Annotated in this window: 13 protein-coding genes and 1 other RNA gene; 5 read left to right on the forward strand and 9 right to left on the reverse strand. The window is 55.0% G+C overall.

All coding sequences use genetic code 11. The features are described 5' to 3' along the window. Positions 1-258: 258 nt before the first annotated feature. Entirely contained in the window at positions 259-939 is a 681-nt protein-coding gene (locus tag DSM3645_RS20270) for a hypothetical protein (protein WP_040352878.1), read from the forward strand. Between the two features lie 159 nt (positions 940-1,098). On the opposite strand, the gene DSM3645_RS20275 is transcribed toward DSM3645_RS20270, so the two are convergent. The 4 genes from DSM3645_RS20275 to DSM3645_RS20290 form a co-directional block, all read right to left on the reverse strand. Continuing rightward, positions 1,099-1,527 carry a hypothetical protein gene (locus DSM3645_RS20275; protein ID WP_002654425.1) on the reverse strand — a complete coding sequence of 143 codons (429 nt, stop codon included), beginning with the start codon at positions 1,525-1,527 and terminating at the stop codon, positions 1,099-1,101. Further along, positions 1,527-2,501 (reverse strand): DUF1559 domain-containing protein, encoded by a 975-nt coding sequence (locus DSM3645_RS20280; RefSeq protein WP_002654426.1) that lies wholly within the window; start codon positions 2,499-2,501, stop codon positions 1,527-1,529. The genes DSM3645_RS20275 and DSM3645_RS20280 overlap by 1 nt, the downstream gene beginning before the upstream one ends. 533 nt (positions 2,502-3,034) lie before the next feature. Next, a complete protein-coding gene (locus DSM3645_RS28720) occupies positions 3,035-4,702 on the reverse strand; it encodes a M48 family metalloprotease (RefSeq protein WP_002654427.1) in 1,668 nt (555 codons plus the stop codon). A 92-nt stretch (positions 4,703-4,794) separates the two neighbouring features. Then, on the reverse strand, positions 4,795-5,538 hold the full coding sequence (locus DSM3645_RS20290; RefSeq protein WP_002654428.1) for an NIPSNAP family protein: 744 nt from the start codon (positions 5,536-5,538) through the stop codon (positions 4,795-4,797). A 156-nt stretch (positions 5,539-5,694) separates the two neighbouring features. Here DSM3645_RS20290 and rnpB point away from each other — a divergent pair. Further along, positions 5,695-6,110, forward strand: an RNA gene (rnpB, locus tag DSM3645_RS29125) — RNase P RNA component class A. Positions 6,111-6,170: 60 nt separating this feature from the next. On the opposite strand, the gene DSM3645_RS20295 is transcribed toward rnpB, so the two are convergent. Both DSM3645_RS20295 and DSM3645_RS20300 read right to left on the reverse strand, forming a co-directional pair. Beyond that, a complete protein-coding gene (locus DSM3645_RS20295) occupies positions 6,171-7,604 on the reverse strand; it encodes a pectate lyase (RefSeq protein WP_161603392.1) in 1,434 nt (477 codons plus the stop codon). Positions 7,605-7,852: 248 nt separating this feature from the next. Next, positions 7,853-8,107, reverse strand: coding sequence for a hypothetical protein (locus DSM3645_RS20300; RefSeq protein WP_002654430.1), 255 nt, complete (start codon positions 8,105-8,107; stop codon positions 7,853-7,855). A gap of 349 nt (positions 8,108-8,456) precedes the next feature. Between DSM3645_RS20300 and DSM3645_RS20305 the strand changes: the two genes are divergently transcribed. After that, on the forward strand, positions 8,457-9,059 hold the full coding sequence (locus tag DSM3645_RS20305) for a hypothetical protein (RefSeq protein ID WP_002654431.1): 603 nt from the start codon (positions 8,457-8,459) through the stop codon (positions 9,057-9,059). A 13-nt stretch (positions 9,060-9,072) separates the two neighbouring features. Here the strand turns inward: DSM3645_RS20305 and DSM3645_RS20310 are convergent, their stop codons facing one another. From DSM3645_RS20310 to DSM3645_RS20320, 3 genes are all read right to left on the reverse strand, one after another. Beyond that, positions 9,073-9,792, reverse strand: coding sequence for a peptidylprolyl isomerase (locus tag DSM3645_RS20310; RefSeq protein WP_202594998.1), 720 nt, complete (start codon positions 9,790-9,792; stop codon positions 9,073-9,075). A 166-nt stretch (positions 9,793-9,958) separates the two neighbouring features. Further along, positions 9,959-11,656, reverse strand: coding sequence for a LamG-like jellyroll fold domain-containing protein (locus DSM3645_RS20315; protein WP_002654433.1), 1,698 nt, complete (start codon positions 11,654-11,656; stop codon positions 9,959-9,961). Positions 11,657-11,666: 10 nt separating this feature from the next. After that, positions 11,667-12,221 (reverse strand): sigma-70 family RNA polymerase sigma factor, encoded by a 555-nt coding sequence (locus DSM3645_RS20320; RefSeq protein ID WP_040352879.1) that lies wholly within the window; start codon positions 12,219-12,221, stop codon positions 11,667-11,669. A gap of 347 nt (positions 12,222-12,568) precedes the next feature. Between DSM3645_RS20320 and DSM3645_RS20325 the strand changes: the two genes are divergently transcribed. Further along, entirely contained in the window at positions 12,569-13,528 is a 960-nt protein-coding gene (locus tag DSM3645_RS20325; protein ID WP_002654435.1) for a DUF1559 domain-containing protein, read from the forward strand. A gap of 108 nt (positions 13,529-13,636) precedes the next feature. Beyond that, positions 13,637-14,044 carry a hypothetical protein gene (locus tag DSM3645_RS20330; protein WP_040352880.1) on the forward strand — a complete coding sequence of 136 codons (408 nt, stop codon included), beginning with the start codon at positions 13,637-13,639 and terminating at the stop codon, positions 14,042-14,044. The last annotated feature ends 127 nt before the right edge of the window (positions 14,045-14,171 follow it).

A 14,171-nucleotide genomic window follows, 5' to 3' on the forward strand; every position in this document is an offset into this window, starting at 1 on the left:
CCTCGAAAGCAAAACCACCCAGATGGGCACCATTGTGCAACACCGCAGGCAGGTGTTCAAGTGTTTAGTTGGCTCCGGCCAAAAAAGCTGCGTTTCGCCAGGACGAGCGGCAGTAATCACCGGGCTAGGCTCAAGCGCCGTACCGTTGCTCAGGGAATAGTAGCAAACGTGATTTGACTCTGTTAAAAGTAACGCCCATAGACTCCGCTTTCCCTTTCACTGGGATCTCTCCAGAGAAGATTCACAGAAGGAACGATGATGGCCGGATACTTTCTCTACTCTCTCGACACAGGTTCCGTCGAAAAATTTCTCGCCGACCCCACCTCGGATCAGTTGACTCGATATGCGAAGCCGCTCGCGAAATCACTCCAGAAACAGAGAGACGATCTCGAGCCGACTGATCCGCTGCATGACTGGCCCACCGACGCCGAAGCGCTGACGCCGCTTGTGCAACAGCGCCTAGCGACGATCGATTGGTACGCCGATCTATCGGTCCGTGGAAAAGGGCTTTGGGAAGGCGCCGCGTTTTCGTTTTTGACCGATAAGCGAAGTCGCAAAGAATTCAACTTTCGCGCCGAGAGCGACGGAATCAGTTTTACGATTCTCGAAAAATTGCATGAACATTTCGGCGTCGCCGCCGACACCGTGACCGATCGCATGTTTACGCAATTCGGCAAGATGCCGCTTCGCTGCCGGTACCGGCAGTTAGATCGCCCCAGTTGGGAAGATTTCTGCGATGGCTTGGTTTATGTACCCTGGCACGGCGTTCACTCCACCGCCGACGCTGCTCAACTAATCGAGGAATTAAAAGCAGCCGAACCAACCGTGCTCGCGGACGACGATGCGGAAGTGGAGCGCGAATACGCGGAAGAACTGCTGCCCATGCTCGAGAAAATTGTCAAAAAGCAGCGACTGTTGTTCGTCCAGGTCGATACTTAAAAGCCGGCAAGGATAGCGCCGACTCGAGCCTAGCGTCTTACCGACCTATCCAAGCGATTCGCAGCGAGAACGAAAAACCGCCCGAATCATTGCGGGGTGGTTTTTATTCTGATGCTGCCAGACGATCCAGTAGTCGCTTCGCTAGGGATCGAACTCACGCTACTTTTTTGAAAGTTCAAACGCGAACTCGTTGGGACCATCCTTCACGACTTCGACTTCGATCCCCGGTCCGCCAAATCGATACTTTCGCGGGATGACGCTGGGGGATTGGTCAGCGTCCGAGACATCGAACGAAACACGATGCTTTCCGGGAACGACTCCAGGAACCGCAGGCGGATAGTACGCGGTGAATTTTCCTTCGGCATTGGTCTTGCCGCGCGAGGGGGCGGCGTCCGCTTCCGGCAAAAACAGCACTTGAAAGTTCTGGGCCGGTTTCCCATCAATTGTGACAACCCCGGTGACATCCGCCAATTCGACGTCGGCGCCGCGACCGCCGAAGCAACCAATGGTCCCAAGCAAAACGGCGGAGAAGGAAAGTCGCATTGCGATGTGCGAGATCGAACGCAGCGTGGGGAGAAATTTCTCCATTAGTATTCTCCCAAAACTTCACCATCGGCGATTTTCGTGAGGTTCTGCAACGTGGTGAGATTCGCCGTTTCGCTGAGGAAATGGACCGAACCGTCGCCAAACAGCGAGTTACATCCGCCGGGATGATGACTGCCGACGCGCCACGCATACGAAAGCCGGCTGACGGCAGGATCGTCGGGAATGTTGATTCCGAAACTCATCTGCAACCAGAACGTATGCGTGTAAGTTCCCCAGAAAGGCCCATACAAAGTCGACGTCTTCTCCATTTGCGACTCGGCAAGCAGGACCGTGCTGCTCATCCCGTCGGTGAAGTCGCGAAACTTAGCGGCTCCGTTGATCCCAAACGCGGGACGCAAATTTCTGGTGTTGTCAGCGCCGTCCCAATAGAGATGGTAGTGGTAGTCCCGCCATTCCGCGGTAACAAGACCATAGCTCGTGCGGTAATAATTCAAGTTGTAGTATTCACCGCTGCTAGATCGCGTGCCTGGCTGGTCAAACGGATCAGAAGGACAAGCGTAGGCGTCCAGCCGCGTCCCTTGCAGCGCCGCCATATTGTTGGCGGCGTCCGCCGCCGTGGGCGTGGTGACCATCGCCGAATCGGCGGCGAGACTCATCGGTTGCTTGAAATCGAGACTGTCCGACAGCGCGTTTTGCTCTAGATAGGGGAGGATCAGCAAATGCGCGGTGACGTTGCGCACATTCTCCCCCACCGAAGCCGGCATGTGAGCGTCGTCACAAACCTTGCAGCCGGGATTGATCGTACCCGACGGCAAGACGCCGAAGGTATCGTGATAGTTGTGCATCGCCAGGCCAATCTGTTTCAGATTGTTGGTGCATTGCATCCGCCGCGCGGCTTCGCGCGCCTGTTGTACGGCGGGCAGCAGGAGCGCAATTAAAACGCCGATGATCGCGATCACGACCAGCAGCTCCACCAGTGTGAACGCCAGCCGCTTCCGCAAAGATACAGTCGTCATAGAGGCAACCCTTCAAGAATAAAGATGAAAAAGCGGTCGAGCCCGACTCGAGACATCGGGCCCGACCAGAATCTGGCGGGATGCAGAGAAGAGAAAGCTTGGTTGCGTCCTGACTTTGCATATCGCGTGCCAACACCGCTTAAAAAGGCGCCGATCTCGCCAAGTCGCCGTTGTCATTGGAGTTGCAGATATCACGAGACATCTCTCGCGTCGAGAAGGACGCGGTCTTTTGCCTCATTCGCGGCGGACGCCTGACGCGCATTTCAGCAATTCAGGCGGCGGCTAGCCCGCGTCTATTGCGCAGCGGCCGCCGCCTGAACCTAAATTTCCCGCCGCTTGATCCTGGCAATCTCCCTTTTTTCCGCTCTTGTCGCAACGATCAACCGTCCCAACGGCGGAGGAGAGAGGAACCGTCCGACATGCGCAAGACGCAACGCATGGCCAACGGAATAAGAGACGCCGATGCTTCGCTTGGGCTGCAGCGTTTTCGAGAATAGAGACGAGCGAATCCGTTGTCGACTCGCTGGCCCCGGTTAGTCGTCAAACGGGATCTTTACCCGGTGATCGATTTCATGCACCGGCGATACGTCGCCTGGCTTCCGATTCTCTTCGGAATGTTTGCCGAAGATATCCAGTTCGTATTCGTCGATCAGTTTCAGATAGGGAGTCAGTTCTTCCGACTTCAAGCGACTGCCGGTCAACTGGCAATAACGATCCCAAGTGACGACTTTGGAGAGCTTTTCAAAATTGCCAAACAGGTTGACCGCGAGACCTTCGTACTGAAACACGCCGGGCGACTGGGCTTCGACCGCGGCGGCGATCCGATCACGGTCGCACGGGTGCGTGTCAAACATGCCGGTCGACTCGTTGGCGATCGAGGCGCGGATTTCCCGCTTGAGATCCTCAGGAAATCGCTGCAATTGGAATTTCAAAAAGGCGGTGATGTCGTCGACCATCGCGCCGCGCTGAAACACGGCCGACAGCAACTCGATCGAAATACTATAGGCGGCGCCGATCAACCGCATGCGATTGGACGTTTGCTGAAACGCCGTGCTGCCGGCCAGACCAATCTCGTACTGGTCGGCGTCATATTCCATTTGCCGAAGCAAAAAACCAGCGGCGAAGTGCCCGATGTACATCAGGATCCACAGGATGGTGCGGACGATCCAGATGAAAAAGATGAACAGGTATAAGAAAATCGCGATGCGCACATCCAAGCTTTCGGCCAAATGCCAGAGCCAAGCGTCAAACACGTCTCGCTCATAGGCGACGCGGGCGAACCAATGACTGATCGTGCGAACAACATAGGTCAGCCGCATGCCGGCGCCTTGGCTGAAGTGACCGAACTCGTGGGCGAGCACGCCGGCGAACTGCCGCGTGGTGAGCCCGGCGGCTAGCGGCACGCCGATCGTCAGGACCAGGTCGTTGCCTTGGACAACGCTCCAGATGCCGCGGCGAAAACTGGCCGACGCGTTCATCTGATCATCGACGTCGATTCGCGAGGGAAACGGAGCGTCGACCAACTCACAGATTTTGGCGACAAACTCAAACAACAGCGGATCGCTTTTCTCGGTCAGCGAACGGGTTCGATGAACTTCAGCAGAGGGAGCGAACAGCGGCTTGATCAGGAAAAAGATGGCGACGACGGCGATGATCACCGGCAACATATAGAGAGCGAACCCGATATCGCCTACGCTGGCCAAGATCCCGCGGGCATTGATTGTCAAATGAAGATAGACGCCGTAGCCGATCAATCCGATGATCGAGAGATAAACCATCGGCAGCGCGATCATCACGACCGACACGATCGCAGCGCCAAGGACGTAAAACGGCTTGGTTTCGGGACGCTCGAAGTCGCCTTGAAACGCTCCCATCACCGCTTTGCGACGTTGCTCGTCGCTTAGCTGCGGTTTTGGCTTGGCCGCCGGGGTCGGTTGCTTTGCGGTGGGCGCAGCGGCCGCTTGCTGCGGTGCGGCAGGTTTTCGCGGCAACTTGCCAGGCGCTGGAGTGGGAGATTGCGGCTTTGCCGGCGATACTTGGGGAGAACGTGTCGGCGGCATTGGAGACGTGGCCGCGACTGCTGCGTCTCGTGAAGGGATCTGGGTGATCTCACCGCACTTGGGGCACTTCGCCTTTTTTCCCTGCTTCTCATCCGAAACGTTGAACGCCGACTGACAGCCGTTGCAGCGAAACAGAATCATGAGGAAGTCGCCTGCGTGGGATCCGAGAATCGGTCGCTCGGCGAATGGAAGCCGAGCGACCGACGCTGCTGGATCGTAGAAATATGTAGCCGCTATTTCAAAGCGGAGTAGTCAACGGGAACCATCATCGTGCTCTCGACCTGGTTGACGATCGGACCATCGGCGCGCGAATCGGCTTTCATCTTGATCCACTCCGGATTGGTGCGAAACGCATCCCACGACTTTGCCGCATCCGCCGCATCTTTGTGCGCGACGATGTAGATCAACGTGTCAGGAATTTCGGTCGGCGTAAAGTAAGCGATGTGCGTCATGCCGGCCTTGGTGAACAGATCGAGTTCGCCATCGCGAAATCGCTTGTGTAAGTTCGGCAGTCGACCTGGATCGCAGGTGTACTTGCGCAACTCGAACAAACGTTCTTGGTCGCCGTTCTCTAGGTTGTGGGGGGAGAAATCGGTTTCGGTCATGTAGACCGCTTGTGCTTTGGAGACCAACTTGCCATCGGCTTCCGACGCCGTTTTGGCTTTGACCCAATCAGGGTCGGCCATAAACGCGGCCCAGCTTTTTTTGGCGGCGGCGGGGCTGTCGTGCTTCAGCAAGTAAATCAGCGTGTTGTCTTTCAGCGCTGGATCGGTCGGCGTCCAATAACCGATATTGGTCATGCCGTGCTTTTCAAACAACGGCGCGGTATGGTCGCGAAACCGTGCGTTCAGCTCTGGCAACTTGCCTTCGTTGGTCGTATAGATCCGCAGTTCGTACACAGGCTTGTCTTCGGCTTGAGCCAAGGTGGTAAGAGCGAGCGTCGCCAAAGCGGCGGACATCAGCAGTAACGATTTCATGAACTATCTTTCGTGGCTGGTATTAGTGACAGGGCGTCGAACGATTTTAATCGAACTAGTCGGCGAAAGTCGACCTTTTTCGACGAGATTCATCCCCAGCTTATCGTTTTTGGCCGAACCTCTTCGGTGCCGGACGATACAATACTGAATGCCGCGAAAGTAGAACGGATAGTCGCTGGTCGTCGCTCTAACCCGCGGGTAGCGACGACGAGAGGAAAGTCCGGGCTCCACAGGACAGGGCGGTCGGTAACGCCGACCGGTCGTGAGACTAGGGAAAGTGCAACAGAAAGCAAACCGCCGAAGCCCCACTTGGGGCTGGTAAGGGTGAAACGGTGCGGTAAGAGCGCACCAGCGGACGAGGCGACTCGTTCGGCTTGGTAAACCCCGCCCGGAGCAAGGCAAACAGGCAAGAGATTGCGTCGGCCTAGCCGCTGCAATCACGGTTTGGTCCGAACCGTCATCACTGCCGGGTATGCTGCTAGAGGCGGCGAGCAATCGTCGTCGTAGAGGAATGACTATCGACTTCGCCTTGTGCGGAGAGACAAAACCCGGCTTATAGTTTTACTTTCGCGGTTTTTTACCTATTCTCGCCGTTCGGGCGATCCACTGTTCGGACGCCGCCGCTAGGCGTCTTACTCCTGCTTCTGGGCCGCGATGTAGTTCGACAATTGCCGCACGTTGGCGGCGAACGTCTGACTACGAATCACGCCCGAGGCGTTTTTGACTTTGGGGTAAAGCCGGGTCGTTCCTTTTTCAACCCACGCACCGCGCTCGTCGAGACTCGCGATCGCTTTGGCGACTCGATCTTCGGAGTAGCTTGCCCTTTTCTTCGCTTGGCCTGCTTTTAATTGTTCGAGCGTGCGAGTCCGATAGCGCTGGTACTCTTGCGACAGCGACTCCAACTTTGAGTCGATCACAAAACTATAGTGATCCGGCACGTCGCTCGCGTCGTAGGTCAACTGATAGTCTTTTGTAAAATAGAGGGGCCGATTGGTTTGCAGTTCATAAAACCGGGCTAATTTCCCGTTGGGCAAAATAGATTCGCTCAAATAACGCAGCGCCGCGGGGATCGGTTCTAGATATTTGGCCTTTCCCGTTTCGCGATAAAGCTGCATCAGCGTGGTGATCACTTGCTGCGATTCTCCACCGCTAATCGCCGGCGGTTCAAATTTGCGATCCCAGACCGGCTGCATCTTTTCGTCGTATTGCTGCGCCCAAGCAGGTTGCGGCTCTGGCATTTGCGCGAGCAACAAAAAGTCACCGGCTCGCTCGGCTGTCTCGAGATACCGCTTGTCGCCGTACGCTGCGTAAGCAGAAAGGAACAGATCGATCAGATCGGCCGTTACGTCATCGTTCAAATAGTACTTGCCGGTCCAATCATTCAGCCATTTGCGTGACCACTCAGTCGGATAGCTGGCCTGCAAGACAGGATAAGCTTTCTCGTCGACCGGAGTCGGATACTCTTTCCAATTTTGATACCAGCCGCCGATCGGGCGCTGTGCGGCGATCAGCGCGTCCAAGCCAAACGTCACCGCGTCATGGATTGCCGCCATTTTTTGCCCATCGGCTTGATCCAGTCGAATCAGAAAATGGAGCGCCGCTTGGGTTGTGTTGTCATCCACGGTGGTGCGCGTCTGCTGCTTCTTGGCAGGTTTGATATGTCGATAGCCGAACGCGGCCTGTTTCTCGGGCGTGGTTTCAATCGAGTAGTACCAGCCGCCGGTGCGCATTTGTCCGGTCGCCAAGATCCGCCCCGTTTGATTGGCGGCATCCAAATAGTATGAATCGCCGGTGGCGTCATAAGCGTCCAAGAACGCTTCGCCGATCGTCGGCGTCCCCGGCGGCTGCACCCAGACCGTGGTTGTTCCGGCGGTCTTCCCTTCCCCTTCGCTAAGCGTCAGATCGCCGCTGTACTGCCAAACGTAGCCCCCTTCAACGCCGACCTTTTGCTGAAAGAATTCACACGCTTTTCGCAAAGCGGACCGCGCTTGATCAACATCCGGCGATTTCCCATAAACGTGGGCCGAGCTGACGCAGATACCGACAGCGATAACGAGAAGCAGCACTTTTCTCATCCGTCAGACTCCATGCAAGGGAAAATCGAATTTCTGTAATTCTCAACTCGATCGAACGCGCGCACAAGCAATATGACGAAAGTTGAGAAACTTTGCTGTCCGGAATGTCTGTACAGCGATGGCCAGAAGATGACGGCGTAGCCAAGAAATAAGGAACGCCCGCGCTAGACACGGGCGTTGTCGGTTGAAATTCCCCACCATCGGCGGGGCGTCCGTAAGGGAAAGGCGCGGCGTTCGCCTTACGGAGATCGTGTCGTTGACGCAAACATGGCCGCGTGCTGTCCGCGAGTGGAGAGAAACGCCTCGGCTTTGCGAAGGGCCATTTCTACGGAATCCAAAGCGGAAATCGGCTGCGACGGAATGCTCGGGTCAGTCGCCGTAAACTCGGCGTGACAATGTTGGCAAGAGACAGGACGACCAAGGTCGTTAATCCGCACCTGCAGACGCCGACCGCAGGTCGGGCACTGCTGAATAAAGTAGGTAACGATCGACATCACGGAGTCTCCTACTACCGTACAACCAATCTCGCCCACTGACGATTGAGTGCGATTCTAAAAGAGTTCTATCCCCAATTCAACCGCCCATTCTACCAAAGCAAAATTAATTTCCTTTCACAATACCTGAGCGGAGGTTAAATACACACTAATGAAGCAGAACCGATCTTACAGCTGGTACGCAGTCTTCCGATTTTGGCGCTTACGACGACCACGCTAGCGCTAACCAAAGCCGGAATCCCGATTTATATCGCCGACTGAATTTCTATTTGCAAGCTAAAGTTTCAATAGGAAATGGATCAAGCATTGATTTTGCTTCTACGACGCTGCCTAAAACTGCACCGAAAAAATGCTCCATCGACAACTCCTACAACTCGGATGCGCGATCGCGTTGTTCGCTTGTTCGCTGGAAGCGGACGCGCAGAATTTCGCCGTACGTGAGAAGCCTCCGTTCGACCAGATCGAGCAGATCGCACGTCGCCACTTCTTGGCGATCCGCGGCTACCACGAAGACCAACTGTTGGTAGAAAGTGAAGTACGCGAGTTTTTGCCGCAACTAAGACAACTCGGCTGGTGGTCATTTCCGTGGAGGCGACTCCCCCGGTATAGTCTGGCCGACAACCAGTTTATTGTCAGCATTGTCTACGTCAAACATCCGCCGGTCGAACTTTCGACCTGCCTGAAAGCTCCCGAGCGAGTTTACAACCGCATGGAGCGACTCTCTTGTTCGCCGATTGGTCGCATTCTGCTGCTTGAACTCTCGCAGCGAGATGACTTCTATACCGTGATTTTGCAGGAACCCGCGCAGCTTTGCGTAGAAAGCGAGTTGCTCTCCGAGTTTGAAGTCGCCGCCGCAATCGAGTTGTTGAACATCGACGAGCCGACCGGCCGCGTCTATACGCTGCAACAATTGTTAGAGTCACTGCGACACGAGTATTTCGCCGTCAATTAAGCGGACCGACTCGTTAGCGAATGCGTTTGGCCGATTGGATGACGACCGACTCGACCGGAAGACTGGGAAAGCCCTCTTTGTCTTTGACCGGAGCGGCGGCGATCTTGTCGACCACATCCATCCCTGCGATCACTTCGCCAAACACGCAGTAACCATACTTCTCTTCATCGTCCTCCACATGATCCAGTTGGGGATTGTCGGAGAGATTGATGAAAAACTGATTGGTCGCGCTGTGGATGTACTGCGGATCTCGCGTCATCGCGATCGTTCCCCGCACATTCTTCAGGCCGTTGGCCGCTTCGCTTTGGATCTCACTGCGGGTCGAGTTCGCTTCGAGATCGGCGGTGAACGCTCCGCCCAAGATCATCGAACCAGGCGCGACGTAGTGAAAGATCGTGCCGTCGTATTGCCCCGGCTCGAGATAGTTATTCAGAAAGTTATCGACCGTCGCCGGCGCTTTGTCGGCGTTCAATCGAATCTTAATATCGCCGTAGCTGGTCGACAACACAACTTCGGGCTCACTTTCTCGCTGCGGCCGTTGGTAAGCCGCCGTCATACCGTCAGCGTCAACCGAGACCGGAGAACCTGCTAACGAGCCGGTTGTCGCCGCGGCGCCCGCTGCGCCTGCTTCAATCGAAGCCGCCGGTGGACTCGTATCGCCGCCGCCGCATCCGAGTGCGCACAAGGAAGCCAAAGAGATGAACGAGAAGAATTGAATCGAATACGAACGCATTTCAAAAACGCCTCCATGCGTGCGGGAATGCTGGCAACGTTGCTGGCGTCTATCTTTGGTGTTTTTGGGTTTTGACGCAAGCTCGCTTTTTTCGTGAAGCAACACACGAACGCTAGCAAGAGCTGCGATTTCGCATGGCGCTTGAAAGTTGAGCTGCGGTAGGCTACTACGGACGACCGATTTCGTACAAGCGGGCGACTTCCGCTTCGTTGAGCGCTCGCGAGTAGAACGCAAACTCGTCCATTCGGCCGTTTAAACTGCGGATCGAGTAGGGCTCGCCGGGATCTTTGCGGCGCCAGTTCCCTAGTTCAGCGTAACCGATGCGCAGTTTCGCCAAGGTTTCGGAAGGAGCACGATAGGCTGGCTCTCTGCCGGTTTCGATAGGAGCCTGCATAATCAGCTTCCCATCCAGGTAGTGAAACACTTTGCCGAGATCGCGGTCAACAACGGTCACCAACTGGACCCAACGACCGAGGTCCTCGTAGCCCAGGACTGGATCCGAGAGATACAAAATCCGCTCTTCATTTTTTGGCCGGATCCCTAAATCGACTATGCCGTTCGAGCGGAATTGCCAATGGATGTGCCCGTCTTGAAAGTAATCGGTCAGCATAATCGAGTTAAATTGTCGGTCGAACCCGTCGATTCGCATCCAAACAGAGAGCGTGATCGAATCAAATTCGCCAGGCACATTGATTCGTACGCGGTCGTGGAACTTTTTGAACTCGAGCGATTGTTTTCCGGGCCAGCGACCTGCGGCGACGTTGCAGCCGACGATATTTCCGTTCAGGCCGTCGGCGGCGAGATTCACGACCTGCTGGGCGTTATCGGGATCTGTCTGAAAATCATAAAACACTAGCAAGTCTTCATCCGCCAAGATTTGTTGGCGATCCTGCCGCCATTTCGCATATCTCTCGCTCGTTAAATCCGAGAGACGCTCGTTCATGCCGCGGATGCTAGGAAATTCATCCGGGCGAACAAGAATGTCCTGCGGTTGAAGCTGGGAAGAAATCGACATGGCGCGTCCCGTTGTGACCGAGCGGGTCGCTGGGTCACCGGTACGTGGCAGTACGTCGACCTGTCCGTCAAAGACATGCACTTCGGCTTGCTTGCCGGGGACGACGCGAACGCCAAATTCCGTTCCCCGGTCGATAAAGGTCGCCTCGTCCGTTTCTAAAGTAAAACCATCCTCCAGCGAGTCCGCATAAACGCGAGCCTGACCACGAACAAGCTTGCAGCGAGTTTGCGAAATCAATTCCAATTCGACGGTCCCTTGGACGACGACGGTGACGCCGTTCAGAAAATCGAGCTGCAATAGTCCCGATTTCACCGAAAGCTGTTGCGGCGACAAACCTTGACCAATGTGCAAGGAGTCTTGGCCCGGCGCCATCACGACATCGGCCATCCGCGAGATGATCGCAATCGGCTGCGACGTCGTAAACGCAGGAAGGTCAAAGGAACCCGGTTTTCTGCCGCCGCTTGTCGAGGACGATTTCGCCATCGATTGCGATGGGTCAGCGCTATCCCGCCAACGCGGCAGGAGGGCGAAACACGCAATCAAAATGCATGCCGCCAGAAATGCGATCGACACCGGTAGCCAATAGACGCGATACTCGAATTTGCGTTGCTCCGCCGCGACAGCGCCCGTCGATTCGTCCTGTTGATCGCGCTGCGCTAATTCATCGACCAGATCGTATAACCCGGCGTGAACTCGAAAGTAATGGATATAGTCCTTTCGCGCGTCCGGGCTCTCGCTTAAGGTCTCTTCGAGCTGGGCGAGTCGCGCCGGCGAGATCTCGCCGTTGGCGTACTCGCTCAATAATTGAGTCAGTTCTGAGTTGGCCTCCGCCGATCTCTCTTTACTCATGGCTCACCAATCAATGCTCGGTACTTAGTCTTACGCATCGCGCCAGTTGCTGACGCAGGCCGGACAGTTTTCGATAAATGCTTTGCACCGAGCGCCGCAATTCTTCGGCGAGTTGAGCGACTTTGAGTCCGTGACTATAGGCCTGCAGGATCAACCGCCGATCCTGGTCGACAAGTTTGTCCAAGCAACCGCGCAGCGCGTGCTGATAGTCTTGAACAAGTTCCGGCGTGTCCGAGATCTCTTGTGCGATCGTTATCAGCAGATCCGGGTTCAAAATCAGCCGATCGCGAGCTTTTTGTCGGCGGTACATAAGCACTTCGTACCGAGCGACTACATAGGCCCACTTGATGAAGCCGGCCTCCTCCTCTAACTCCGCGAATTTCGTCCAGAGGACAATACTCGTGTTCTGCATCACCTCATCGACATCGTCCCGATCAGGCAACAATTGATGCAGGTAGAAACGAAGTTGGCGATCGTGTTCCATGAATAGCTGCAGGAAGCGGGAAGCGTCATCCGGATTCTCCTCCCTCCTGGTTTCGACCAGCTTTCGACTCTTACTAGGCATCGGTAAATCCTTCGTTCGAGACAAACGGGGCTTGGCGGCGACTCTCCTCCGCCAAGCACCGTTTGTTAAAAAGCAATGTCAAAAATGGGCTCTTTCCTATTCACTGCCGGTAACTCGAGATTTTAAACCGGTTTACTGAATAACAGGAAAAACATTCCAGAAAAGCGAATTTCTGTGATAAAAGCAGAGCCCCACGGCAGTAAACAATCAGACATTGGTATGCATAGGGTCGTTTTCGTGCTGGAAAGGCGAAACGATCTTGCCCGTCTACGAACCACCGTCGTTCACTCCCACCCATTTTATTTTCATCTCGACCTCAGTGGTCCATTCTTTTCAGGAGGGTCTGCATGATCCATTATCAAAAGAGAAGGTCTGGCTTTACGCTAGTTGAATTGCTGGTTGTCATTGCAATCATCGGCGTGCTCATTGGGTTGCTGCTTCCGGCGGTACAGCAGGCTCGCGAAGCGGCGCGGCGCATGCAATGTTCCAACAACCTCAAACAAATCGGGTTAGCCTTACATAACTACCACGACACGTTCCGCGCGTTTCCGGCGGGCTATCGAATCGATCTCACCAGCGGTCCCACACTCAGTTCGTTCGGCTGGGCAGTCGCGATTCTCCCGTTCATCGAACAACAAAACCTCTACACCGCCCTGGCTCCACACCAACCGCGCCGTTTGGCCGAAATTTATGTAAGCGGAGCGCCGGACGCCGACAAGAAACTGCTGGGAACCAGAATCGAGGGATATCGTTGTCCCTCCGATATCACGGCAGATTTGAACGATCTTATCCCGTTTGGACAGCCCGAATTTTTTGATATCGGTACGTCGAACTACATCGCGATTTCTGGGGATGGGTCGAGCAACTATCTCGATTCGTGGGCGACGCCGATTGTCGCAAAAGATGGGCTGGGAATGTTTTGGGCCGACAGTTTCCTCTCGTTCCGAGATATGACCGATGGCTCATCGAACGTCCTAGTGGCCAGCGAACGAGACGGAGGCCCGACGGCCAACAATGGTAACTATCATGCTGCGACTTGGGCAGGCAGCGGTAGACAGAACCAAAACACGGCGTATGGCACTGCACGCTGCTTGGGTCGTGGCGGCGGTTTCGGAATCAATCGAGACTATTTCGCAATCAATGCTTCCATTCTTCAAGGAAACGGCATTTCCAGCTTGCATCCAGGCGGCGCTCAAGGGCTGACAGGAGACGGAGCGGTCCGCTTCATCCAAGAAACGATCGATCCGACTTTCGTTTTAGGTCCGCTGTGCCGCCGTGCCTCTGGTCAGGTAATTCCAGGACTCTAAGCAGTTACGCTAGAAAAAAACCTCGATTGCAACTTGATCGCGCAGGTAACATGCGCGATCAAGTTTTCTCTAATAATTCATGCCTACCAAAAAACGGAAATGTTTGTGATGAACCGAAAAAACATTCTTTGGATCGTTCCCGGCATCCTGCTCCTCTGTTCAACCGGCTGCTGGAAAGGGGACACCGGAACGGTGGAGGGAACGCTGAAAGTCGATGGCGAACCACTGGGTGGCTTTCTCATCTATTTCGCTTCCAAAGACGGAAATGGAGAAGCCATGGGAGGCGTCATCGGCGACGGAAGTTACAAATTGACATACGGTCGCGGAGACGATCAAATCCCTGTCGGTGAATATCGGGTTTATGTTCAGGCAACAGAATTTATTGATAACGTCTCGATGCCAAAGGTAAAACTGGAGCGACAATACACCGATCCCTACGAGGCCTCACTCGTGAAGACGATCGATTATGGTCATAACGTTATCGATCTGGATCTCGTTTCAGCCAAAAAGAAATGATCGCACCGAAGGTGGTGGATTTTTGATCCACGTTGTTTCCGAAGACATTGAGATGACAATTTGCAACAGTTGAACCAACCGGTCCAACTGTTCGCTTGCGCAGACGGTCGAACAGCCGGTGCGGCAA

Origin of the sequence: Blastopirellula marina DSM 3645, assembly GCF_000153105.1 — a bacterium.
Lineage (GTDB): Bacteria > Planctomycetota > Planctomycetia > Pirellulales > Pirellulaceae > Blastopirellula > Blastopirellula marina.